Consider the following 24,471-nt stretch of genomic DNA (forward strand, 5'->3'; position numbering starts at 1 on the left):
TGGGATAAATGTATTTAGCTTAAGCTCTGAGAAGATACTTCCACAGGGTGAACAGCTTCGTGCAGCAAGCCTTCTAATTCAGCACGGTAATCTGCAACCTGCTCATCAGTCCAACCGAGCATCTTGCCCATGTAAGCGATGGTTGATTCTTTGTGTGCGTGTACCCAGTGGATATCAAAATACAAAGCACCGGTACGGCGAATAAAGAAATCAATAGGCTTGTATGACGCTTCGTATTCCATTGAATAGCGCAGCATTGCGTAAACCAATTGATTCATCCCTGCACGTGAAGCTTCTTCTATTCCGGTTGTATAGAAGTGAAGTACTTTGTCTACGTTTGCTCCATAGCGATTGACAAGCATACGCATGGTTTCAGGTGTCAACCCCGTACTTCTCGCTTGATGGATTCGGTCAGCCATGAACGTTTCAAAGCCTTTCGATCCACCTACTTCGCCACCAGAGATTGGCAAACGCTTCGTTGAGCTTTTCGGGTAGTTGACGCCTTCTTCTTTTTTCAATTGCTCTGCTACCAAATTGATGATGTGTTCGCCCATTTTACGGTAGCCAGTCAATTTTCCGCCAGCAATCGAAATCAACCCGGAATCTGAGACAAAAATTTCATCTTTACGTGAAATTTCGGATGGATCTTTGCCTTCTTCGTGAATCAATGGACGCAAGCCAGCCCAGCTGGATTCAATGTCTCTTTCAGTGATTGCCACTTCAGGGAACATAAAGTCGATTGCTTTCAAGACATAATTACGGTCTTCAAGCGTCATCGTTGGATGTGCAATGTCCTGCTTGTAAACCGTATCTGTTGTACCTACATAAACTTTGCCTTCACGCGGAATAGCAAATGCCATCCGGCCGTCTGGCATATCAAAGTAGATCGCTTGTTTTAACGGGAAACGAAGGCCATCAAAGACCAAGTGAATACCTTTTGTCAGTTGAAGCGTTTTGCCGAATTTTGAATGGTCTTTGTCGCGCAAGGTATCAACCCATGGTCCTGCTGCATTGACGATTTTTTTCGCATACAGTTCGTGGATCGTTCCATCAATTTGGTCTTCCACTTTAATGCCGACCGTTTTGCCGTTGTCGTAAATAAAGCTTTTTACTTTCGCATAGTTCATCGCCAAAGCACCTTTTTCAACCGCTTTTTTCATCACTTCCATTGTTAAGCGTGCATCATCGGTTTTGTATTCCACGTAATAACCGCCGCCTCTGATGTCTTTTTTCTTGAGCAAAGGTTCGCGGCGCAAAGTTTCTTCTTTGCTCAACATTTTGCGGCGCTCGCCTTTTTTGACGCCAGCCAAAAAGTCATAGACGCGCAAGCCGACATTGGTGCTAAGCGGCCCAAACGTTCCGCCTTTATAAAACGGCAGCAGCATCCATTCTGGCGTTGTCACATGTGGTCCATTTTCATAAACAATTTCGCGTTCTTTGCCGACTTCGGCGACCATTCTAATTTCAAACTGCTTCAAATAGCGCAAACCGCCGTGAACCAATTTGGTCGAACGGCTGCTCGTACCCGCCGCAAAATCCTGCATTTCCACAACTGCAACATCCATGCCGCGTGCAGCTCCATCAAGTGCGATGCCCGCACCGGTAATGCCTCCACCGATCACGAGGACATCCAATTGCGTTTGTTTCATTTGTTCATAGCGTTCGTTTCTGTTTAAACTTGAGAATTTCATAAGTTTATCTGCTCCTTTTTGTGTAGTTGAAATTTTTTTCTGATCGTTCTTTGCTTGCCCTTAAAAGCAAGAGCTGAAACCAGCTGCCTGGAGTGATTCTGCTATTGCATATAAAAAGAGAGATCCAGGCACAGCTGCAGAATTTTTTCTGCAAATGTGGCATGGTCTCTCATAGTCTCCGGCCGTGTCGTTCTATTATTAACTTGTAGGTTATTTCACTGGTTTAAATGAACGTGTTGCCGATACCGCATTTTTCCAGCCTTCGTACAAAGTTTCGCTGTCTTCAGCCGGCATGTCGCGTGTAAAGGTTTTGTCGATTTTCCATTGCTGGGCGATTTCTTCTTTGTCTTTCCAGAATCCGACTGCCAGACCTGCTAAATACGCAGCGCCAAGTGCTGTCGTTTCCTGAATCATTGGGCGTTCCACTGGAACATCCAGAATATCGCTTTGGAACTGCATCAGCAAATCATTGCCGACCGCTCCGCCATCAACGCGCAAGGTTTTCAATTCGATCCCTGCATCTTCTATCATAACATCTACAACGTCTTTTGTCTGGTATGCGAGCGCCTCAAGCGTTGCCCGAATAAAATGAGCTTTAGTTGTGCCGCGTGTCAGGCCGAAAACGGCGCCGCGTGCATCTGTATCCCAGTATGGCGTTCCAAGTCCAACAAATGCCGGAACCATATAGACGCCATCAGTTGATTCGACTTGCATAGCGTAGTCTTCGCTTTCCGGCGCGTTTTCAATAATCTGCAGGCCGTCGCGCAGCCATTGAATCGCTGAACCGGCGACAAAAATGCTGCCTTCAAGCGCATATTCCACTTTGCCGTCAACACCCCAAGCCAATGTTGTCAATAAACCATGCTCCGATACAACGCCTTCTTCGCCCGTGTTCATCAACATAAAGCAGCCTGTGCCATATGTATTCTTCGCCATGCCTTTTTCAAAGCAAGCTTGGCCAAATAAAGCGGCTTGCTGGTCACCAGCCATGCCGGCAATCGGCACTTCGTGTCCGAAGAAATGATAGTTAACGGTATGGGCATACACTTCCGATGACTGACGCACTTCAGGAAGCATGCTTTTCGGAACGGTCAAAATGTCCAAGAGTTCCTGATCCCATTCTAAGTCATAAATGTTATACATCAACGTACGGGACGCATTGCTGTAATCGGTGACATGGGCCGCGCCGCCTGATAATTTATAGACCAGCCACGAATCGATCGTACCGAACATTAAGTCGCCATTGTCCGCTTTTTCGCGTGCGCCTTCGACATTGTCCAATATCCATTTTACTTTTGTTCCAGAAAAATATGCATCAATCAGCAGGCCGGTTTTTTTGCGGAATACTTCGTTCAATCCTTGCTCTTTCAAGTCGTTGCAAATGCCGTCTGTTTGGCGCGACTGCCAGACGATGGCTTTGTAGATAGGTTTGCCTGTGTTGCGGTCCCAGACGACCGTCGTCTCACGCTGGTTGGTGATGCCGATTCCCGCGATTTGCGTAGGATCAACGTCTGATTTGCGCAGCACTTCTGCGATACAGGCTAAAACTGAGGTCCAAATTTCATTGGCATCATGCTCGACCCAGCCCGGTTTCGGGAAAAACTGCTGAAACTCCTGTTGAGCTGTCTCGAAAATCTCACCTTTATGGTTCAATAATACGGCACGTGAACTGGTTGTGCCCTGGTCTATGGACAAAATATAATCTTTAGTCAAAACAATCTCCTCCAATGGGTTATGAAACAATTTTTTCTTCTAATTTATCAGCGGTTGTCCGCTCTTTTCTCAATTCTACACTTGCTGCACCAAATAAAACCAGGAATAGGGCAATGCTCATCATCCAAAATGGCAGACCGTAAGCTCCAGTGAACAGCGCTTTGTAAAACAATGCGCCGTACACCCCGCCGAATATCGGGCCGACAACCGGCACCCAGGCATAAGACCAATCCGATTTGCCTTTACCCGGAATTGGCAGCAATGCATGAGCAATACGGGGACCAAGATCACGCGCAGGATTGATCGCATACCCCGTCGTGCCGCCAAGCGACATTCCGATTGCCATTATCAATGCACCGACAATTAATGGATTCAACCCTTCTGTAAACTCGTTTGCGCCGATGAACAAGAGGCCCATAACCAATACGGCTGTACCAATAATTTCACTGACCAAATTCGAAAATGGACGGCGGATTGCAGGAATTGTTGCAAATACGGCCAATTTCGTTTCGGCGTCTTTGGTCTGTCTCCAATGCGGCAAGTAATTGAAAAAAACAATAGCCGCACCAATGATTGCACCCAAAATTTGTGCCGCAATATAAACGGGAACTTTCGCCCATGGGAAATCTCCAACCGCCGCAAACCCGAGTGTTACTGCTGGATTTAAATGCGCTCCGGAAAAATTGCCGACTGCATATATCCCCATCGTAACGGCGAGTCCCCAGGCAATCGTGACGACTATCCATCCACTGTTTTCAGCTTTCGAATCTTTTAACACGACACCGGCGACGACGCCAGCTCCAAAAATAATCAAAATCATCGTGCCAACCACTTCTGCTAAAAATTCCGTCATTGTAACACACCTTTATTTTTTGTCTTTGAACCGCTCTTTGAAAATAGAAAAAGACCCGCACTGAATCAAACTGCTTCTCCGTAAGAAGCGTTCTTTTCAGTGTGGGTCTCCATTTCTCCAGCACAGTTCTTAACTTGTAAATACAAAGTTACCAGTTAGTGAAAACGCTGTCAACAATTTATAATTCCCAAAGTTCCGGCTGAGAGGTGGAAATGGCTTTAGCTCCGCCATCATAGGCCAATTGAATATCTTCTTTCGTCCGGATCAATCCTCCCGCGATAACCGGAATGCCCGTCTTATCAAAAACCTCTTTAATGACCGATGGAATGATGCCAGGCAGAATCTCGATATAATCTGGAGTAACTTGATTGATGAGCTTTATATTGTGTTCAAGCGCTTGGCTGTCCAGCAAAAACAGCCGCTGAATCGTCAACAAGTTGTTTTTCTTTGCCAAAGCGATCACGTTGCTGCGCGTGGAAACGATGCCGTCCGGTTTGACTTCCCTCATCAAATATTCAAATCCGTAAGAATCTGTCTTTAGTCCTTGAATCAAATCCACGTGGAGAATCACTTTTTTGTTGGCTTTTTTCGCGGCCTGCACCAGTTGCTTAAGCTGCGCCAGCCGAATTTCCAAAAAGATAATGTACTCGTGATCGCTCTCGAGCAAGCGTTCAAACTCTTTCATATTACGCAAAACTGGCAAAACGCCATTTAACTCATGCACAGGGGTTCCTCCTCAATTGTCTCCATGCTTTTATCAAGCATTATCCGCCCAAACCGCTTCCCATTCAAAAATCTCATATTGCCTCGCACCTTCTGCAACATACGGATCCATCTTCACCAATGCTTCGCAGGCTGCATACGAATCAACCCGGTAAATGACCAGTCCGCCAGAGCCGTCTGCAAACTTGCCATTGGCTGCCACTTGGCCGTTAATGCGTTTGTCTTCTAGAAATGCCAGATGCTGCGGCCGAAACTCCCGGCTCTTGTCAACATCTTTCATGGGCAACATGACTGCAAAGTATTTCATGAATACGCCCCCTTTTTCTTTATTATAAGGAGCAGGCTGCAAAAAGTCTTTGATTGCCATGAATTCTTTGCTAATCGCCACGTTTTTTTCAGTTAGTTGGATATTTTTTCGAAGTTGAATAAATACTTTTTAAATCTTACGAAATACGTTCCAAATCCGTTAATATACTTGCCAAACTGGGTAAACTGGAACTAACTTACATCACCCCTAAGGAGCTGATTGGCTGTGCGGATGACAAAAAAAGGACCTGTCTATCAATTAACGTTTATGCCTCGATTCTTTCCCGTAAACTGCTATGTAGTTGATGAAGAAAACGAACTGACACTGGTGGATGCTGCTTTAGGATTAAATGCTAAACAGATTTTATTATCAATCAAGGTCATGAAAAAGCCGCTGACCCAAATTGTTATTACCCATGCGCATAGCGATCATATCGGCGCGCTTGATGCCATTAAGCGGGAATGGCCAGACGCTATTGTCAGCATATCGGCACGTGATGCACGTTTGCTTGCCGGAGATACGAGCCTGCTTCCCGGGGAACCTGATTCGCCAATCAAAGGCGGTGTCCCTAAAAACGTTAAGACGCAGCCGGACCGTTTGCTCGAAGAAGGCGACAGGGTCGGCTCTCTGAAAGTGATCAATACGCCAGGCCATACACCGGGCTCTATTTCCTTAGTGGATACGCGCAACCACTTTTTGCTTGCTGGAGATGCTTTTCAGACACGCGGCGGCATTGCCGTCTCCGGGACACTTAAAGCATCATTTCCCTTTCCTGCCTTTGCGACATGGAACAAACGAGTAGCGCTCGAGAGCGGGAAAAAAATACGCCAGCTCGATCCGCAATTATTGGCAGTTGGACATGGTAAGATGATCACCAAACCGCTGGATGCTATCGACTTGGCTATTTCAGAAAGCGAGAAAAATCTTCAATAAAGAGGCTGTCTGCTTCTAGCACGCAATAAAACCCGTTTGCCAGAAAACTTTCTGGCAAACGGGTTTGTTATTTCACCTCTTTGCGTCCCACCCGCATTAACATCACTGGTCTCGGCTCATCCAGTACTTCATCCACTTGCCGCGCCTTTTGGAAGCCTGTTTTCTCATAGGCACGGATCGCGACAGTATTCCGGATATCTGGATCGGTGACGCAGAATAGGATTTGCGAATCCGCAAAGATGATTTCTTTCAAAAATTTGTGAAGAACCTTGGAACCCAGTCCTTTGTTTCGATAGCCCTTGGCACCAATCAGCACATCTAGTCCAGCGGCTTTATGCAGTTCCTCGTACTTTTCACAGCCGGGATAATCGCTCCATCGATAGGTTTGAATGTATCCTATCGGCGTTTCTTCGTAATAAATGATATAGGGCCTTGTCGGATCTTTGCCCTTGATGCTGTCCGTAAATTCCTGAACAAACTGGCCATACGTAGAACCTTGCACATAGCCCCAAAACCTTGTGGCTGGCGGCTCTCTTGTAATCCATTCATAGAGCTGCGGCAAATGTTCACGCCGCAATCGCCGAAAGCTGACTTTCCCTATATCCAACTCCATCCAAACACTCCTTTCTTGTCTTTTGGTGAATAAGAAAACCGCTATTGGTTATTCAATTGAATAAACAAAAGCGGCAGTGGCAGTAGGTTACGTATTTTCTGATTGATCAATAGGTGTTTTTAAGATACTTTCCAAATGGTCGATGGGCAAGGAAAAAATGGTTTCTACCGGTGCGTAATTTCCAGCTAATCGTCCAATCGGCGCCAGCTTTTCCAAATTGATGCGTCCATTTTGATAGAGTTCATCTTTCACATGAAATTTCACAAGCTTGCCAATTACCAGGTGATCGTCCCCCAACTGAATAATGTCGTGCAGTCTACACTCCATATTGATGGGTGCTTCCAAAACGCGTGGCACAGAAACTTCAATCGATTCTGCAGCTGTCAATCCAGTATATTCGAATTCATCGACTTCTCTCGCAATATGTTCGCCACTTTTTGCCATTTCATTGGCTAGTGGCGCAGTCACAATATTAATGACAAACTCTTTGTTTTCACGTATATTTTGCAAGGTATCTTTGACTGTGCCGGCACGAGCCTCAACCCCTTCGCCAACAGAAAAAGCCAGCATGGGCGGATTGCGCGACACCACTGTAAAAAAACTATAAGGCGCTAAATTGGCAACGCCGTCCAACGACATGGTGGACACCCAGGCAATAGGTCGAGGCACCACACTTCCAATTAGCAGTTTGTAATTCTGCTGTGCAGTCATGTTTAATGGATCAATAATCATTTTCTTCAACCACCCCTTCCACTCTCTTGCTTTTCTTTTCCCTTTTCACATCATTTTAAATCCGTTTTTTTAGCAATTAATGAGTAAAAATACATGTGAATGACTTGAATATGCACGTCAACATAAACATTCAAATACACTACTCAAGTAGCTGTTTTTTCGAACTTAGCAGGACTATAATCATAGTAAGACCAGAGGAGGGACTACCTATGGAAATGGAGCAGAAAGTAAAACAGTGGCTTCGAGCAGGCTTGTTAGATCAAGCAACGGCTGAACAAATCTTAGCTTTTGAAAAGCAGCAACCTGCACCTAAAAAGCTTCCGCTGCTGTTAATGATTGGTTTGATTTTCTTTGCTTTGGCGATTTTCAGTTTTATTGCGGCCAATTGGCAAGCCATACCAGACTTAGCCAAGGTTTTGTTGATGCTGGTTTTGATGTGGTTGTTTTATAGCATTGCTCATTTTTCAGAGAAAAAAGCTTTTAGCTCACCACTCCTCTTTCGAGTGATTGGCTTGGCGATGTTTGGTGCCACTGTGTTGGTGACTGTACAAACATTCCATTTCCCATTGGCTAATTCCGTTTTGCCGTGGGCAATGTACTTAGCAACACTTGCCCATTTCTTTTATTGGAGAAAGCTCATTTATTCCGTCATTGGGTTTATCTTTGGTGCTGCGGTATTGATATCGTCCATCCCTAACATTGGATGGCTGGAATGGGGGATCTTCATTGCCATTACTGCAGCGTGGTTCTACTTTAGCAATAGCTTTGCACCTGTGGCTTTCAGTTGGATTTTGTTGTTTGCTTCCGGATTTATGCTCTGGGGATTAGTGGATTATGACAGTTCACTGTGGCCGGTCTGGACGCTGTTCGCGCTTGTACTGCTCCTGTTTATCGCATCTGAAAACAAGCAACAGATGATTCGCCCACTTTATTTGCTTGCATCCGGTATGCTGGTCGTCGTCTATTTGGCAGTACGCGGCCAAAGCTTTGTTAGTGTGATTGATGCTAACCATGCGACAGAAGCTATTGCCTTAGCCGTCGTTGGGATTGGCGTGCTCATCCTTTGCTTTTTCAAATTTCGTTCCCTTATGTGGATTGCGGTTCCCGGATCCATTGGATTGCTGCTCTTTGACGAAACAGCAATCGGCCTGGCGACGGTTGCTGAACTGTCCGCACTTGCATACTTAATTATTGCCCAGCGGCGAAATGAACCTTTAGGGTTAGGCTTTGTTTATTTCATCGTTGTGCAATTTGTGATTTACATTATATATGCGTGGGACCGACTCGACATGTCGCTTTTCTTCCTGATCGGTGCATTGCTGTTGTTCCTGTTGTCAGCTGTAGCCTGGTGGATTAACCGCAGGAAAGAGGGTGACAAACCATGAAATCCTGGCTCTTCCCAATCATCCAAACAGCAGTTGTCATCATCCTGCTTGCAAGTTATTACGCGGCTTCCTGGTTTGGTGAGCAGTATGTTTTAAGAGCTGAACCTTTTGATCCGTTCGACCCGTTCTACGGGGAATACGTCATGTTGCAATACCCGGATTTACAGACATCGTCTATTACCGATGACAGCTCAGTTTACTTTACGTTGAAAGAAGGGAATGATGGCTATGCCGTCATTGATCGAATCGATAGCGAACCCTTTTTCGGAGCTATTGAAGGATCCGTCCTCGGGGGCAACGTCACTGCCCCACAACTGGAACAATTCTACGTTGAGCAAGGACTTGGCTTGCAACTTGAGACGGCACGCGACTTGCAAGTAATCATTGACGTCTCTGACTGGGGAACCATTCGACCGGTCGACCTGCAAGAACGTTTGGAATGAAACCATAAAAAAAGTTCAATCAGCGCACTGATTGAACTTTTTTAGTTTTCCAGCAGCTTTATCTTTCTGCGCCATAATACTGTGCATAGGCACTATTCTTTTGTGCTTTGATGTTATTGATCACTACTCCCAGCAGCCGCGTTTTAGATGAGGCAGTAATGGCTTCTTTTGCTTTAAGAGCATGCTCTCGTTCTGTTTTCCCTGAGTTCACTACTAGAATAGCGCCTTCACATCTATTTGCTAAAACCACACTATCTGTTACAGACAAGACAGGCGGTGTATCAAAAATTAGCAGGTCGTAGGTGTCGAGTGCTTGATCAAATAGTAAATCCATGCTGTGAGAGCTCAACAATTCTGCTGGATTGGGCGGAATTGGCCCACTCGGCAAAAGATCAAGATTTTCAATTTCTGCCGAGTGAATTGCTACTTTCAACGCAATCTGACGGGCCAATACATTTGACAGCCCCCGCGAATTGTTAATTTTGAACGTATCGTGCATCGTTGGCTTTCTCATGTCCGCATCAATCAATAAGACACGTTTGCCTTCTTGGGCGAACACGATTGCCAGATTCGATGAGGTGGTCGATTTCCCCTCCGAGTGAGAAGCAGAAGTAATAACCAGAGATCGAATCTCCCCATCAAGAGAAGAAAAATGAATATTTGTTCGCAAGGTTCTGAACTGCTCAGATACCCTCGACTTTGGATTGGTAAAGGCAATCAGTTTCCTGTTTTTCGCTTCAGGCTTGTTCTTTTTCTTCACCATTTATTATGCCTCCCTGCGTTTAAAGGCAATCGGCTCATTGGCCGGAATGTCTTCTTCTTCACTCATTGCTGAGATCGCTCCAAGCACAGGAATTCCTAACACATCCTGTATGTCCTTTTCTCCTCTGAGGGTCGTATCCAGATAGCGTAAAATCAGAGCGATAACTGCACCAATCAGAAGACCGGCAACTGCTCCAAGCAAAATATTGAGTGGAGGATTTGGTGATACAGGTGTCTGATTCTCCATGGCTACTGCTGGTGACAGGATCGAAACATTATTTGCATTCATTAATTCCACAATCTCTACTTCAAAAATTTCAGCTGTGTTGTTTGCAATTTCCACAGCCGTTGCAAGGTCTTCATCCACCACCACAATAGTAAGCAGTTGCGAACTTTCTGCAATTTCCACAGTTACTTTATCATCGAGTTCTTCATAAGACATGTCCAATCCCAATTGGCTGATTACCTGCTCAAGTATGACCGGACTTTTAATAATTTCCCCGTATGTACCGACTAACTGCAAATCTGTTTCGATACTTTGGCTGTCCAGCCCTGCTTCAGTCTGTTGCTGGCTGACCAGAAGCTGAGTGGAGGTTTGATACATAGGTGTAAGCATATAATACGATACCAATGCCGCAACAATCACGAATGCGATGGTTATGGTTAGAATGAGCCGTATTCGATTTTTTAAAATCAAATAAATTTCACGCAAGCTGATGGTTTCGATCATTTCGCCATCCCTCCTTTCGACCAGAAATGTATAAACACTCAAAAGCAATAACATCGGATATTGGATCTTATACCAGTTATTTCTCTTTCAATCAACCATGGGACATCAACTTAATTGATGTCCCATGGTTGAACGAATGATTGCCTTTGACAATAAAACGTAGCCTTCCAATAAACCTTCCGATTTTCCATCAATAGGCATCCTTAGAACCGAACAGCACCAATATGGTTTTCAAAATTAATTTAATGTCCATCATTGTGTTTCGATTGCGGATGTACTCCAAATCCATTTCGACCCATTCTTGAAAACTGATATTGCTTCTTCCGTTAACCTGCCAAAAGCAGGTCAAACCCGGAGTTACACTAATGCGCTGTTTTTCATAGTTTGTATACTGTGCTACCTCATCAGGTAAAGCAGGTCTTGGCCCTACAATGCTCATATCTCCGCTTAGCACATTAACCAGCTGCGGCAGTTCATCTATGCTGGTTTTTCTAATAAACTTGCCAATTTTCGTAATTCTTGGATCGCTTTTAATCTTGAATACCGGACCAGAGGCTTCGTTTTGTTTTAGCAGTGAGGCTTTCAGATCCTCCGCGTTGCACACCATGGAACGGAACTTATACATATCAAAAGACTTCCCATGCTTGCCAACCCTTTTCTGCTTAAAGAATACTGGACCATGAGGATCCTCCATTTTTATTAGCAAACTGATAATCAGAAATAAGGGAATCAATATGACCAGACCCATTAGCGAACCGGCAATATCCAAAAAGCGTTTTGTATACAAATATCCATTGCTCGTATTTGTCTTAACGCTTTCAAATACCATTTCGCGGTATCTTGTATTTACATCCATTTTTTCTTTTTCAGGAGCGGACACTGACATTTGAATCACCACTTTCATCATAAATTCCTTTGTCAATCAGATGGGCGCTGCTTCGATCAGTTTGGTTGAAACCGGTCTTCCGATTGAATGGTAATCAATTCCACTTTTCTCTTTGGCCTTTAATGCAAACCAGTTTCTCGTATCGGAAACGGTGCTTTTCCTACAGACAAAAACATTATTTTCTACCTCTTCAGCAATGCTTTTTGCGAGTTTTTCTACAAAACCCAAATCAGCTGAACCGGCTTTGTTTTATGGAATTTCTACCGCAGCATAAACAATACTTGTCTGTCGAAGTCCCTCCCAGTGATTTGTCGTAAAGCTTTTGCGCCTTGCCGTAATGTTTTTTCACCAAGCCACTAAGGTCAGTTTCGTATATAGGAAAAATGCCTTTTCTCATTTTTACAACTTTTTCTTCATCTACGTCGATGCAGCAGCTTTCTCAGCCATGATTTCTTTAATGATACTTTCTACGTCTTTGCCAAACTCAGGGCTATCCAAGGCAAATTCAATGGTTGTGCGTATAAAACCAAGCTTCTCGCCTACATCGTAACGCTTGCCTTCGAAATCATAAGCATAGACATTTTGCACCTTGTTCAGCTTTTGAATGGCGTCCGTCAATTGGATCTCTCCTCCTGCCCCGGCACTCTGTGTACCTAGAAAATCAAAAATTTCAGGATCTAGAATATAACGCCCCATAATTGCCAGATTGGAAGGAGCTGTACCCGCCTTAGGTTTTTCCACATAGTTGCTGACCTGATAGCAACGCCCATCCACCCCACTTGGATCAATGATGCCGTACCGATGTGTTTCATGGTCCGGCACTTGCTGAACTCCAATAATAGATGACTGCATTTTGTCATATTGATCAATCAATTGTTTTAAACAAGGTTTCTCTGCTTTTACTAGGTCATCTCCCAGCAGGACCGCAAATGGTTCATTTCCGATAAACTTGCGAGCGCTCCAAACGGCGTGCCCCAAGCCCTTGGGTTCTTTTTGGCGTATATAGTGAATTTCTACATTGGAGGTGTGCTGAACTTTTTCAAGAAGTTCAAACTTCCCCTTTTTGAACAAATTATCTTCCAGTTCAAAGTTTTTATCAAAATGGTCTTCAATAGCGCGCTTGCCTTTTCCTGTAACTATAATAATGTCTTCGATGCCTGAAGCAATGGCTTCTTCAACAATGTATTGAATGGTTGGTTTGTCTACTATTGGCAACATTTCTTTGGGCATCGCCTTGGTTACCGGAAGAAATCGGGTACCTAGACCTGCTGCAGGAATAATTGCCTTTCTTACCTTTTTCACCATATAATCCACCCGCCTTTGAATTAGTCGAGAATATCGATTGTTGTATTCACTAACGGGAAGGAAACTTTTTAACAAAGAAAGCTTCTTTATAGCATTTAGATACCTAAATACTGTCCCATTGTAACATCGATAGTCCCTTAAAAATAGTTTTATTATTAAGAATTATTAATTTTAATAATAAAAATGGTTCTATATACTCACTAATTTTATACTTTTATCTTTAACATATATTCTAATATTCAGATAATTTAAAACGTATTTATGTGTGGGATACAATCATTTCCAAATCTCCATCCATAAAATAATTACCGATAGTGGCAGGTACAATGAAGTTGTCACCCTTTTTCACCGTCGATACACTTTCCTCCGTGACTAGGTGACCTGATCCATTAATGACACTGACCAATAGGAATCCCGTTGATAATGGAACTTCCACCTTCCCACCAAGCTGCCAATGATATACCGTGAAGTACTCGCCTTCAATCAACCGCGTCGATTGAAGATTGTTTAACTGTTCCTTCAAGTTGTCCTGAACAAATTGCTGATGCGGACATGTCATCACTGTCATGGCTTCTTCTAAATGCAGTTCACGCTTTTTGCCTTCTGGATCCACACGATCATAATCATAGAGCCTGAATGTAATATCAGAGCTTTGCTGCGTCTCCAGAATAACGATCCCTTTGCCGATCGAATGCAAGGTTCCACTTGGTACATACACAAAATCACCTTTTCTTACCTTGATGCTCTGAAACAGTTTTTGCCATTCCCCTTCGCTCACCAATTGCTGAAACTCCTCACGCGATTGCGCTTGATGCCCAATTATAATTTCAGCATCTTCGTCACAATCCAAGATATACCAGCACTCTGTTTTTCCGAATGGTTGATGGGCCAGTTCTCGTGCATAGCGATCGTCCGGATGGACTTGAACAGACAATTGATCGTTGGCATCGAGAATCTTCACCAGCAATGGAAAATCGGTCTCAGTGGTTTCAAAACCAAATAATTGAGGATGATTCTTCCATACCTCCAGCAAATTCTTTCCTTGCAGTTCACCATTCATAACAATTGATGGTCCATTTTCATGAGCAGAAATGACCCACGCTTCCCCTGTTGTTTGGGAAGGAATATCGTAGTTAAATAGTTTCTGAAGTTTTTCTCCACCCCATATTCGTTCTTGAAAAACTGGCTTCAAAAAAACGGGTTCTTTGTACATGAAGTTCCCTCCCATGATGGAAATGACAAGCACGTTAATAATTAAGAAGATTTTTACTCATCCGCTGCTATCCATGGCGAGCAGTTAGCTTAACTTTACAAATCGCTTCAATTTCTTCCCACTCATTGGAAGTTCGGAAAATATCTTCTTCAATCAGTTCGCTGCCGGTTTGAACTTCAATAATTTCTATATCGGTTGTCGCTTTCAATGTATGCTTGGCACCAAGAGGGATATGAATAATATCACCTGTTCTGACGTGACTCAATTGGTCATTGAAGACAAAAATCCCCTCACCTTTAACGATAGTCCATACCTCACTGCGCTTGTAATGCATTTGATAGCTGAGGTTTTTTCCTGCATTGATACCCAAGCGCTTAATCAAAACTTCATTGCCTTCAGCATACCTCGTATACTCCAGCACGCGATACCAACCCCAGCGGCGCTCTTCATACATCGGACGATTATCGAAGCCCTCCACATATTCCTTCACCTTTGTGCTAGCATCTTTATCGGTCACCAAAATCCCATCCGGGCTAGCTGCTACCACTACATTATCCAAGCCGAGCAAGGTTATCGGAATATCGAGTTCATTAACAATATGGGAGTTTTCCACCCCTTTTCCGATGATTCCTTTACCCGTCACCTGAACCGCCATTTCTTCTGTCAACGTATTCCAGGTACCCAAATCTTTCCAATATCCATCATAGGGCAAAGAAACAATATGAGACGCCCGCTCCACCACTTCATAATCAAAACTGTTTTTAGGAAGGCGGTGATAGTTTCTTAGCAGCTGGGAATACTCGGTCGGCATGCCTCTTTCTTTCAGTAGATCAATGATATAACTGAGCCTAAAAGCAAATACGCCGCAGTTCCATAATGCATTCTGTTCTATCAATTCTTCTGCCTGCTGTTCAGTCGGCTTTTCTTTAAAGTAATCTACTGTCAAATAAGAATTCTCTGATTGGTTATCCGGAATAATATAGCCATATTTGGCGGAAGGATAAGTCGGCTTCACTCCCATCAGTGCCAATTCTGCACCTGACTCGAGCAATACTTTTTCCAAATCCTGGACACGACCAAAAAATTGATTTTCAACGTACGGATCTACCGGCAGCATTCCCACCACCTCATTCAAATCGCATTTCTGGACTGAATAAAGATAAACAGCTGCCAGCGCAATTGCCGGGAACGTATCTCTTCTTTCCGGTTCAGTGACTATATGGACACCTTGCCCTAATTGCGCTTTAATCATATCCACTTGCGAACTGCTGGTCGCAATAATGGAATTTCCAGCCATCCCCGTGTCCTCGATCTGTTTCCACACTCGCTGAACCATGGAAACTTTATTGCCATCCTCATCACTCAGCACTTTAAGGAATTGCTTTGAACGTGCATCGTTCGAAAGTGGCCATAGGCGCTTTCCTGATCCCCCAGACAACAATACCAATCTCATAATTATGCCTCCTTCTTCATTTGCGATTTTGTCAGACCGCAGTTCTTTAGACTTATTAAATAAAATAAACCAAAGAACACTCATAATTTTATAGGCAATATATATCTACACCTATAAATAAGTAATTCAATTTACACGTAAATTGAAAAAGGTATAACCGTATTATATATACAAATACCTAATAATTCAATATAATTTTCTAAAAAATAAGAAATATCAGATATATTTACCTACTCATCACCCTTAACCCACTGACACCAAAGACTTTCTAGTTATTTTATTTTTCAATTTTTTTAGAAAATATAGTCATTTTATTTTAATCAATTTAAAGACGCCCTTAATAAAATCGCGTAATTGGAATCGATCACACAAAAAAGCCACTATCGTGAAATCAAATTGATTTCACGATAGTGGCTCGATTTAGTACGCTTACTTTTTGTTGACTGCTTCTTTGTAATGTTCTGTATGGTAAGCAGTCTCCAACTGAGAAGTTCCAGCAACCGCATGAAGCACATCCCGGTATTTGTTGATGGACGTATCCCGGGTAAGATGTTCTTCAAGGTAAGCACGGCCTTTAAGCCCCATTTCTCTCAATTCTTCAGGGTCCAAACTCCGGAGATAATTGATCGCATGAACAACTCCTTGATAATTCTGAGGTTCAATGACAACACCGGCTCCACTTTCGAAAATTAACCGCTGTACTTCACTTCCTTCTTCTAATACACCTAATACAGGTTTACCTGCTGCCATTACGCCGTAAATCTTGCTTGGTACAGAAACCCCTTTAATGCCTTTTTGGTTAACGACCAAATGGACATCTGCCGCATTCAACGAATACTTCAGAAATTCTTTTGGCTGATAGGGTAAGAACTTGACGTTTTCAAGATTGTTTTGGACGGCATACTCCTGAATTCGCTGCTTGACGGCACCTTCTCCAATAAACAGAAAAACGAGATCCGGCTGATCTGTAAATTGCTCGGACACTTGAACTAAATTTTCAAGATCATAGTAGAGACCAAGGTTTCCTGAATACATAACAATAAATTTATTTTCTAGCCCATGCGTCTTCAAAAACTCACGAATGGCAGGCTCATCTTTTTTAAGCGGAACAATGGCATGCTCGTCCGTCCAGTTGCTGATAACGGTATGACCAGGCACTTTTTTGTCCACAAAACGTCCCCTCAAAGTTTCAGCCATATCTTCTCCTACCAAAAGCACTTGATCGGCGTAACTGCAATTCAGCTTATCGATAGCTTTCGCGATTCCGAAAACAGTTTGATTGTTCGTATACGCCACAGCTTGCGCCTGCTCAGGGTTAAAGTCATGGACGCTATAAATATGCCGCGAACGTTTCAACAGTTTGCCGATGGTTCCGATCACCCCCCCCAATACCGGAGGTTGAGAAATCGTGAAAATGACGTCCGTCCCCTTTTCTTTTAACAAAGCCATATTTGCCAGCAAAAAGTAGGAGGAGATGTATTTGATTCGACTGACTTTAGAGTTTTTATCCACCCCAGGCAATTTGATCCGAACCACTTTAATGCCTTCTAAGTAATCTTCCTCAAAAAGCTTTTTGCCTTCATTATGTTCACCGGCATACCCTGGCTGTGCCGCAATAACCGTAATATCAAAATCACCCTGAAGGCGCAAGGTCAACTCCGTCATCAACTGACTGGTAGCTGCGAGATCCGGATAAAAGTAATTGATGACAAAAACAATCTTTTTTTTATGTAGCATATGGACCTTCCTTTCTCGGAGAGCGACTGAAAAAAATGAACAGCTTCCATTTAAAGTTCATCAAAGATGGATATCAGGGCATCGGTATATTTATCTTCGGTATAATGCGCCTCAAAATTTTCCCGACTCATCCTTCCAAGGCGCATACGTTCTGCGTCATCGGCCACCAAATCCTTAATCGCGGTTTTAACACCTTCAACTGTCGGTTCGATAATGACACCACAATCCTTGATTAATTCCGCAATGATGCCTCTATCCGATGAAATAATCGGCAGTCCTGCCGCCATCCCTTCAATTATGGACATCGGCTGACCTTCGACCTTGTATTTCGTTGGAAGAGCCATAATATCCGACTCAAGGAAAAAACGTTTTTTTTCTTCACCCTGTTTCAAGCCGTGATAGAGTATGCGCTGGTCCATTTCATTCGCAGCGATATATTGTTGAACTTCCAAGAACTCGTTTTCGTTTTGAATGCCGCCTACTAAATCCAATCGCAAATTATGTCCTTCTTTGACCAATGCAGTAGTTGCTTTGATCAGCTCGACATAACCTTTTTCAAACATCAAGTTGCTTAAATACAGAAGAGAAACCGGCCCCGTTTTTTTCCCTATCCCCACTTCGCTTTTAAGAATGAAATTCGCCGGGATGCCATTGGATACCACTTCTATCCGTTTGACATGTCCACGGTAATTAGGAGCCAACTTCCCACCCAGCACAATGCCCACATCAATTTTTTTCAATGCGTTAATAATGAACTTCTGCGTAGTGCCAGAAGTGGCATCGATAGTGCCACCAAGATTATTGCCATGAAGATGCGTAACGATTTTGCCGCGGCCAAGCAGCTTGCACGCCTGAATCATCAGACAATCCCGCAGCAAACCCATTTTTGTTTGAGATATGGAAATGTACAAAACTGGATTCTTCATGACAAACGACAAAAAGCCGCAATATAAAATTGCAAAAGAATCGGTCCACACTTTATCAAAAGAAAGAGCCCCTGGATGTTCGAAATCCTTTCGGCTCAAATTAATTTTTTTCACCTTATATTTCTGGTGAAGTTTTTCAGATTTATACAAGGATTGCAAAGCAATACTCTCTCCCAATACCGGAGGAGGCAGTGGTCCAACAAAAATCAAATTTCCTTTTTTTGCTCCAGTCACGTTAGATCACCTCTCATTTATTGATATGCACTTGCCGAGAATGGTTAGAAGCTTTAATGCGGTTCAGTCGACTTTAGCGCCGGCTTGTCTACCAGTTCTCTCTCAAATGAGGCAATGACTAGATAGATGAGAACGAAGATTGGCAAAATGATAATCAAGGGTTTAATGTAATAAATATACCCATACCAGAACACACGCGCGATGGTTAGGACAATCCAGTAATAACCCAATGCCATACCAAAATTACCAAACAATTTCTTCATGATAGCAGCCGGTACAAAAATAATGGCAAATGTCACAAAAGGAGCCATTATCAGTCCGATAATCTCGTAGTTTAAATAATATTCTCCATAGACAAACAACCCGTAATTTGTGTGGATAAGCGAAGCGACAAGATGGGCTGCTTGTGGACTTTGTGCTTCAATTCCAAAAAATGAAGGAATCAATTGCGGGATATAGTCGATCAGCGTGTAATAGTTGCCGTAAGTATGAGTTACCTCAATGGCAGCGGCTGTAGAATACACAAGATCCTGGACAGTCGGGTAGTTGATGAGAATAAATACAGAATCCAAAATAGCTTCTACATCAAAAATCAAGCCTGAATGCCGCACCAATCCTAAGTAAGAAAACACCAATAGTCCTCCCGCAATCAACGCAGCTTTTTTAAACGAGAATTTTGATTTAATAACTCCCGCTCTTTTGGTAGCTGTCAACAGCAGATACAAAATTAGCAACAAGCCTAAAATATCAACTCGTGCGTAATGGGACAACAGCCAAAAAGGAACAAAGAAGATCGCAAATTTCCGTATCGCACTGCCTTTTACCCCCATCAAAACAAAGAAATAGGTGATCACAACTACGGAGTTCCAAGCATTGCCCGGGAGTAAGCTCGGCGAAAAATCGTGGTATGCCCGACCTGGCAAATCCGGTAAATAAATAATCGAAGAGGCGATAGCCAAAACACTGAAAACCCACGTAGCCAACAAACTTTGGACCGTCCCTGAGTAAAAAGCCAAGATTTTTGTATCATAGCTGCGATAAGTTTTATTGGTCATCCAAAGCAAAATCGACCAGATATAGTAGAAAAACAATGCACCAAACGCCAAGGTATAAAAGTGCTTTTCAATGAGGTGCGTGCGGTCATTAAATAATGACTGAACCTCCCCAATCGGCCCAAAACCAAGTATGCTGACGATTGGCAGAAACAGTAAGACCAGTGAAAATGCCGCAATACCAACTTTGAAGACGTAAATATCCATAAAAAACTTTAAGGAAAACATAATCAAAATGAAGAGATTCCATGGATCATCGGCATCGAAAACCTGGCCGGCATGAAGCAGGTAATAGATCAGCGAAATCCCAGTTAGTAGATTGACGATGATATACAGGACTCTTTCAAATCGATCATCGGCCTCAATGTGTTTTTCCATCGTCTCATTCCTTTATTTGTAATCCTCTTGCCTTTATAATCAGAGCCTGACCTATTTCGCAGCTACAATTTCTGCCTTGCCGTCTATCAAAAAACATCAAAACGGCTTTTTGAGTTGGATGCCTTTGATACTCAAGGCTTTTCACCGATTTCTCAGCCATTCTGAACAATCAATATTCTGTGACAGCACTCTTTTCTTCTTTTAATAAATTGCAATCATGTGTAACCATAATTTTCACAAGCTCTTCAAACGATGTGGAAGTTGGATTCCATCCAAGCAACTTTTTCGCTTTCGAAGGATCACCCAGCAACTGCTCAACTTCTGCTAAGCGGAAATACTCTGGATTTACCTCTACTATTACTTCCCCCGTTTTCGCATTGAGGCCCTTCTCGTTTATTCCTTCTCCTTGCCATTTCACTTCAATCCCTGCATGTTTGAAAGCCAGTGTCGCAAATTCACGAACTGTGTGCATTTCTCCTGTCGCAATGACAAAGTCTTCTGGTGTATCATGCTGCAAAATTAACCACATGCACTCCACATAGTCCTTGGCATAACCCCAATCTCTTTTGGCATCAAGGTTGCCTAGTAAAATCGTCTTTTGTTTACCATTAGCAATGCGGGCAACTGCCATGGTAATTTTTCGCGTGACAAAAGTTTCACCACGGCGCTCTGATTCGTGGTTGAACAAAATACCGTTCACCGCAAACATATCGTAGGACTCTCTGTAGTTTTTTGTGATCCAGTAACCATATAACTTTGCCACACCATAAGGAGAACGGGGATAAAATGGCGTTGTTTCCCTTTGCGGAACCTCCTGCACTTTGCCGTAAAGTTCGGATGTAGAAGCTTGGTAGATACGCGTTTTTTTCTCTAAACCTAAAATACGGACAGCCTCCAAAATGCGCAAGGTGCCAATTCCATCAACGTCCGCCGTGTATTCCGGGGTCTCAAATGAAACTTTGACATGAGACATCGCTGCTAAATTATAGATTTCATCCGGCTTAATTTCGCTGATTAGCCGGATGATGTTGGATGTGTCAGTCATATCACCATAGTGGATATAAAAGTTGTCACTCGATTTTAGTTCCTCAATATACAAATGCTCGATACGGCTCGTATTAAAGCTTGAACTTCTTCTGATAATACCGTGAACTTCATACCCCTTATCCAATAAGAAATCTGATAGGAACGAACCATCCTGCCCATTAACCCCAGTAATCAATGCCTTTTTCATATTTTTCCCCCTCAATTGGTCAACATTGTATTTTTCTCTACATGTTCTAAAAACCATTTGTAAGCATACTCCAGACCTTCATCTAATGGCGTTTGAGCTTCCCAGCCGAGGTTGCTGAGTCTACTGACATCTACCAATTTTCGTGGCGCACCATCTGGCTTTGATGTATTAAAGACAATTTCCCCCTCGTATCCGACCGTTTTTCTAACTTTTTCTGCTAGTTCTTTTATCGAAATATCTTTCCCCATTCCAATATTGATCAAATCGTTGCCGCTATAAACATTCATTAAATAAATCGCAGCATCTGCCAAATCATCGGAATACAGAAATTCACGCTTGGGCGTCCCGGTCCCCCAAACCTCTACTGATGGGGTTTGATTTAATTTAGCTTCATGAAATTTTCGGATCAAAGCCGGCAGAACATGCGAACTGTTTAAATCAAAGTTGTCATTTTGGCCATATAAATTTGTCGGCATAATACAAATGAAATCTGTTCCATATTGGCGATTATAAGACTGGCACATTTTGATTCCAGCAATCTTGGCAATAGCATAAGGTTCATTAGTCGGTTCGAGTTCGCCCGTCAGGAGTGAATCTTCTCTCATCGGCTGCGCGGCCAACTTTGGATAAATGCACGTACTTCCAAGGAATAGCAGTTTTTTAACGTTATTTTGGTAAGCAGCATCAATCACATTTGTTTGGATCATCAAATTATCACGAATGAAATCTGCTGGATATTCATTATTCGCTACAATGCCCCCTACTTTCGCAGCAGCAAGAAATACGTATTCTGGCCGTTCCTCTCTAAAAAATAAATCAACTTGATCACGCTTTGTTAGGTCAAGTTGCTGACTGGTGCGAAATACAAGATTGGAATAGCCTTTAGCTGTTAAATCTCTTAAAATCGCAGAACCTACAAGCCCTCTATGTCCAGCTATATAAATTTTCGCGTCCAAGTTCATAAATACCCCCACCTTTTCTTCAGCTTCTGCCACATAAATTACTATATGGATGCTGGTGATTTTTTAAGTTTATTTATGGATACGATACATATAAAACCATATTCCGCCCTTATATCCGAGACTATTTACTCATCGATTTATTTTTTCTCCATTCTACCATAAAATAGTCTAAATATTACAGATTATTTAGATTTTTTAATAAACTATAAAATTAATCTTTTTTACAACTGAGTCAATCCAACACCGAGTTTACACGATAGGCCAAGTAAAGTGTGTCTCTTTATTTCCGCACGTACTGCTTGTCGAAATACTGCTGGTATTCGCCACTGATGATTCGCTCCCACCATTCCTTGTTTTCAAGAAACCAATCGACGGTCTGCGCAATGCCTGATTCGAAATCATATACTGGCCGCCAGCCCAATCGCTCAATTTTTGTCGGATCGATAGCATAGCGCTTGTCATGGCCCAAACGGTCTTCGACAAAATCGATTAGCTCTTCCGACTTGCCTAACGCTTGAATGATGGTTTGCACCACCTCAAGATTGGTCCGTTCATTGTGGCCGCCAATATTGAATACTTCACCAAGTTCGCCCTTGTGCATGACCAAATCGATTGCTGAGCAATGGTCCTGAACATGCAGCCAGTCACGAATGTTTTTGCCATCACCGTAAACCGGAACCTTTCGGCCATTTAAAACTCTCGAAATCGTCAGCGGAATTAACTTTTCCGGAAAATGGTAGGGTCCGTAGTTATTGGAGCAGCGAGTGATATTGACTGGCAGGCCATATGTTTCGTAATAAGCTTTCACCAAAAGATCCGAGGATGCTTTACTGGCGCTATACGGACTGTTGGGCTGCAACGGTGTCTCTTCTGTAAAGAAAGTGGCTGGATCAAAATCCAGTTCGCCGTACACTTCGTCAGTCGAGACATGAACAAACTTTTTGATAGTCGAGCGCTTCGCAGCGTCCAATAGCACTTGTGTCCCCAGTACATTCGTCCGGACGAAAACCTCCGGGTCTGTGATTGATCGGTCTACATGGCTTTCTGCCGCAAAGTGGACGATGTACGAGAAATCAACCTGCTCAAATAGCTCATTGACCGCTTGGCGATCGGCGATGTCTATCTGGACAAAGCTGTAGTTCGCATCATTTTCAATTTCTTGATGTTTTGTCAGATCCCCTGCATAAGTCAGCAGATCCAAGTTGTAAATATGATACTGTGGGTACTTTGCTGCCATGTACTGAACAAAATTGCCTCCAATAAAACCCGCTCCACCAGTTACAAGTAAGTTTTCCATAGAGACGCCCCTTTATGAGTTGTTGGGTAGTAAAAGTTTTTCAGACGCAATGTCCAGCAAATATTGACCATAGTCCGTTTTTTTCAAAGGTTGGGCTAGTTCAATCAACTGCGTTTGATTAATATAGCCTCTTCGGTAAGCAATTTCTTCGAGGCAAGCGACATACAATCCTTGCCGTTTCTGGATGGCTTCCACGAAATTAGATGCCTCCAATAAAGCTTCATGCGTTCCGGTATCCAGCCAAGCAAGCCCACGGCCCATAATGTTGACCTGCAACTCGCCCCGCTTCATGTACTCATCAACAACAGAAGTGATTTCTTTTTCCCCGCGTGCCGAAGGGGACACCCCTTTCGCAATTTCAACAACCCTGTTATCAAAGAAATACAGGCCCGGGATAGCATAAGAAGACTTGGGATTCTCTGGTTTTTCTTCTATGGAAATGACATTCAATTCATCGTCCACTTCCACAACCCCGTACGCTCTCGGATCTGCCACATGACACCCGAAAATGATGCTGCCTTTTGTCAGCTCAGCTGATTCCTTCAGCCGGTTCCCAAAATCTGAGCCGTAAAAAACATTGTCACCAAGCACCAATGCGACCGGTGAGTCTCCAATAAAGCTTTCGCCAATCGTAAACGCTTCTGCCAGTCCGTTTGGCTCTTCCTGGATCGCGTATTCCAGCTTGATGCCAAGCTTTTGGCCATTGCCGAGCAAGCTCAAGAATCCAGAAATATCTCTGGGTGTTGAAATGATGAGAATTTCTTTAATGCCTGCGAGCATTAAAACAGACAATGGATAATAAATCATCGGCTTATCGTATACAGGCAACATTTGTTTTGAAATCGATTTGGTCAACGGGTAAAGGCGCGTGCCCGTTCCGCCCGCTAAAATAATTCCTTTCATTGTCAA

The 24,471-nt window shown here is 43.2% G+C and carries 24 protein-coding genes; 3 read left to right on the forward strand and 21 right to left on the reverse strand.

The genetic code is table 11. The annotated features are described in order from the left end of the window. Positions 1 to 14: 14 nt before the first annotated feature. The 5 genes from AC4EG4_RS04165 to AC4EG4_RS04185 all read right to left on the reverse strand — a co-directional run bounded on the left by AC4EG4_RS04165 (position 15) and on the right by AC4EG4_RS04185 (position 5,287). Complete coding sequence (locus tag AC4EG4_RS04165) at positions 15 to 1,691, reverse strand: glycerol-3-phosphate dehydrogenase/oxidase (protein WP_490977570.1); 1,677 nt, start codon at positions 1,689 to 1,691, stop codon at positions 15 to 17. Between the two features lie 210 nt (positions 1,692 to 1,901). Further along, positions 1,902 to 3,404, reverse strand: a complete 1,503-nt coding sequence (gene glpK, locus AC4EG4_RS04170) for a glycerol kinase GlpK (protein ID WP_490986988.1) — start codon at positions 3,402 to 3,404, stop codon at positions 1,902 to 1,904. Positions 3,405 to 3,423: 19 nt separating this feature from the next. Then, positions 3,424 to 4,257, reverse strand: coding sequence for an MIP/aquaporin family protein (locus tag AC4EG4_RS04175; protein WP_490977568.1), 834 nt, complete (start codon positions 4,255 to 4,257; stop codon positions 3,424 to 3,426). Positions 4,258 to 4,435: 178 nt separating this feature from the next. Further along, positions 4,436 to 4,981 carry a glycerol-3-phosphate responsive antiterminator gene (locus AC4EG4_RS04180; RefSeq protein WP_490977567.1) on the reverse strand — a complete coding sequence of 182 codons (546 nt, stop codon included), beginning with the start codon at positions 4,979 to 4,981 and terminating at the stop codon, positions 4,436 to 4,438. Positions 4,982 to 5,014: 33 nt separating this feature from the next. Beyond that, positions 5,015 to 5,287 (reverse strand): YciI family protein, encoded by a 273-nt coding sequence (locus tag AC4EG4_RS04185; protein ID WP_490977566.1) that lies wholly within the window; start codon positions 5,285 to 5,287, stop codon positions 5,015 to 5,017. A gap of 225 nt (positions 5,288 to 5,512) precedes the next feature. Here AC4EG4_RS04185 and AC4EG4_RS04190 point away from each other — a divergent pair, with 225 nt between their 5' ends. After that, a complete protein-coding gene (locus AC4EG4_RS04190; protein WP_490977565.1) occupies positions 5,513 to 6,220 on the forward strand; it encodes an MBL fold metallo-hydrolase in 708 nt (235 codons plus the stop codon). Positions 6,221 to 6,287: 67 nt separating this feature from the next. On the opposite strand, the gene AC4EG4_RS04195 is transcribed toward AC4EG4_RS04190, so the two are convergent. Together AC4EG4_RS04195 and AC4EG4_RS04200 are read right to left on the reverse strand one after the other, a co-directional pair. Next, positions 6,288 to 6,833 (reverse strand): GNAT family N-acetyltransferase, encoded by a 546-nt coding sequence (locus AC4EG4_RS04195; protein WP_490977564.1) that lies wholly within the window; start codon positions 6,831 to 6,833, stop codon positions 6,288 to 6,290. Positions 6,834 to 6,920: 87 nt separating this feature from the next. After that, positions 6,921 to 7,565, reverse strand: a complete 645-nt coding sequence (locus AC4EG4_RS04200; RefSeq protein WP_490977929.1) for a flavin reductase family protein — start codon at positions 7,563 to 7,565, stop codon at positions 6,921 to 6,923. Between the two features lie 209 nt (positions 7,566 to 7,774). Between AC4EG4_RS04200 and AC4EG4_RS04205 the strand changes: the two genes are divergently transcribed. Together AC4EG4_RS04205 and AC4EG4_RS04210 are read left to right on the forward strand one after the other, a co-directional pair. Beyond that, positions 7,775 to 8,950, forward strand: a complete 1,176-nt coding sequence (locus AC4EG4_RS04205; RefSeq protein WP_490986989.1) for a DUF2157 domain-containing protein — start codon at positions 7,775 to 7,777, stop codon at positions 8,948 to 8,950. Continuing rightward, a complete protein-coding gene (locus AC4EG4_RS04210) occupies positions 8,947 to 9,393 on the forward strand; it encodes a GDYXXLXY domain-containing protein (RefSeq protein WP_490977562.1) in 447 nt (148 codons plus the stop codon). The genes AC4EG4_RS04205 and AC4EG4_RS04210 overlap by 4 nt, the downstream gene beginning before the upstream one ends. A 58-nt stretch (positions 9,394 to 9,451) precedes the next feature. On the opposite strand, the gene AC4EG4_RS04215 is transcribed toward AC4EG4_RS04210, so the two are convergent. The 14 genes from AC4EG4_RS04215 to rfbA form a co-directional block, all read right to left on the reverse strand. Further along, positions 9,452 to 10,156, reverse strand: a complete 705-nt coding sequence (locus tag AC4EG4_RS04215) for a CpsD/CapB family tyrosine-protein kinase (protein ID WP_490986990.1) — start codon at positions 10,154 to 10,156, stop codon at positions 9,452 to 9,454. 3 nt (positions 10,157 to 10,159) lie between these two features. Continuing rightward, a complete protein-coding gene (locus AC4EG4_RS04220; protein ID WP_490986991.1) occupies positions 10,160 to 10,885 on the reverse strand; it encodes a YveK family protein in 726 nt (241 codons plus the stop codon). 190 nt (positions 10,886 to 11,075) lie between these two features. Then, complete coding sequence (locus AC4EG4_RS04225) at positions 11,076 to 11,789, reverse strand: sugar transferase (protein ID WP_490977928.1); 714 nt, start codon at positions 11,787 to 11,789, stop codon at positions 11,076 to 11,078. 211 nt (positions 11,790 to 12,000) lie between these two features. After that, positions 12,001 to 12,168 carry a hypothetical protein gene (locus AC4EG4_RS04230; protein WP_490977559.1) on the reverse strand — a complete coding sequence of 56 codons (168 nt, stop codon included), beginning with the start codon at positions 12,166 to 12,168 and terminating at the stop codon, positions 12,001 to 12,003. Positions 12,169 to 12,188: 20 nt separating this feature from the next. Further along, on the reverse strand, positions 12,189 to 13,076 hold the full coding sequence (gene galU / locus AC4EG4_RS04235; protein ID WP_490977558.1) for a UTP--glucose-1-phosphate uridylyltransferase GalU: 888 nt from the start codon (positions 13,074 to 13,076) through the stop codon (positions 12,189 to 12,191). A gap of 259 nt (positions 13,077 to 13,335) precedes the next feature. Next, a complete protein-coding gene (manA, locus tag AC4EG4_RS04240; RefSeq protein ID WP_490977557.1) occupies positions 13,336 to 14,289 on the reverse strand; it encodes a mannose-6-phosphate isomerase, class I in 954 nt (317 codons plus the stop codon). Positions 14,290 to 14,356: 67 nt separating this feature from the next. Next, entirely contained in the window at positions 14,357 to 15,742 is a 1,386-nt protein-coding gene (locus tag AC4EG4_RS04245) for a sugar phosphate nucleotidyltransferase (RefSeq protein WP_490977556.1), read from the reverse strand. 429 nt (positions 15,743 to 16,171) lie between these two features. After that, positions 16,172 to 17,479 carry a glycosyltransferase family 4 protein gene (locus AC4EG4_RS04250; protein WP_490986992.1) on the reverse strand — a complete coding sequence of 436 codons (1,308 nt, stop codon included), beginning with the start codon at positions 17,477 to 17,479 and terminating at the stop codon, positions 16,172 to 16,174. Between the two features lie 50 nt (positions 17,480 to 17,529). After that, a complete protein-coding gene (locus tag AC4EG4_RS04255) occupies positions 17,530 to 18,639 on the reverse strand; it encodes a glycosyltransferase family 4 protein (protein ID WP_490986993.1) in 1,110 nt (369 codons plus the stop codon). 53 nt (positions 18,640 to 18,692) lie between these two features. Next, complete coding sequence (locus AC4EG4_RS04260; protein WP_490986994.1) at positions 18,693 to 20,069, reverse strand: hypothetical protein; 1,377 nt, start codon at positions 20,067 to 20,069, stop codon at positions 18,693 to 18,695. Between the two features lie 169 nt (positions 20,070 to 20,238). Then, complete coding sequence (gmd, locus tag AC4EG4_RS04265) at positions 20,239 to 21,303, reverse strand: GDP-mannose 4,6-dehydratase (protein WP_490977552.1); 1,065 nt, start codon at positions 21,301 to 21,303, stop codon at positions 20,239 to 20,241. An 11-nt stretch (positions 21,304 to 21,314) separates the two neighbouring features. Continuing rightward, the gene (gene fcl / locus AC4EG4_RS04270; protein WP_490986995.1) at positions 21,315 to 22,265 is read right to left on the reverse strand and encodes a GDP-L-fucose synthase; all 951 of its coding nucleotides are present in this window, start codon (positions 22,263 to 22,265) and stop codon (positions 21,315 to 21,317) included. Positions 22,266 to 22,545: 280 nt separating this feature from the next. Continuing rightward, complete coding sequence (rfbB, locus tag AC4EG4_RS04275; protein ID WP_490977550.1) at positions 22,546 to 23,562, reverse strand: dTDP-glucose 4,6-dehydratase; 1,017 nt, start codon at positions 23,560 to 23,562, stop codon at positions 22,546 to 22,548. A 12-nt stretch (positions 23,563 to 23,574) separates the two neighbouring features. After that, complete coding sequence (rfbA, locus tag AC4EG4_RS04280) at positions 23,575 to 24,465, reverse strand: glucose-1-phosphate thymidylyltransferase RfbA (protein WP_490977549.1); 891 nt, start codon at positions 24,463 to 24,465, stop codon at positions 23,575 to 23,577. Positions 24,466 to 24,471: the final 6 nt, after the last annotated feature.

The organism is Planococcus sp. TJ-201, assembly GCF_058268495.1.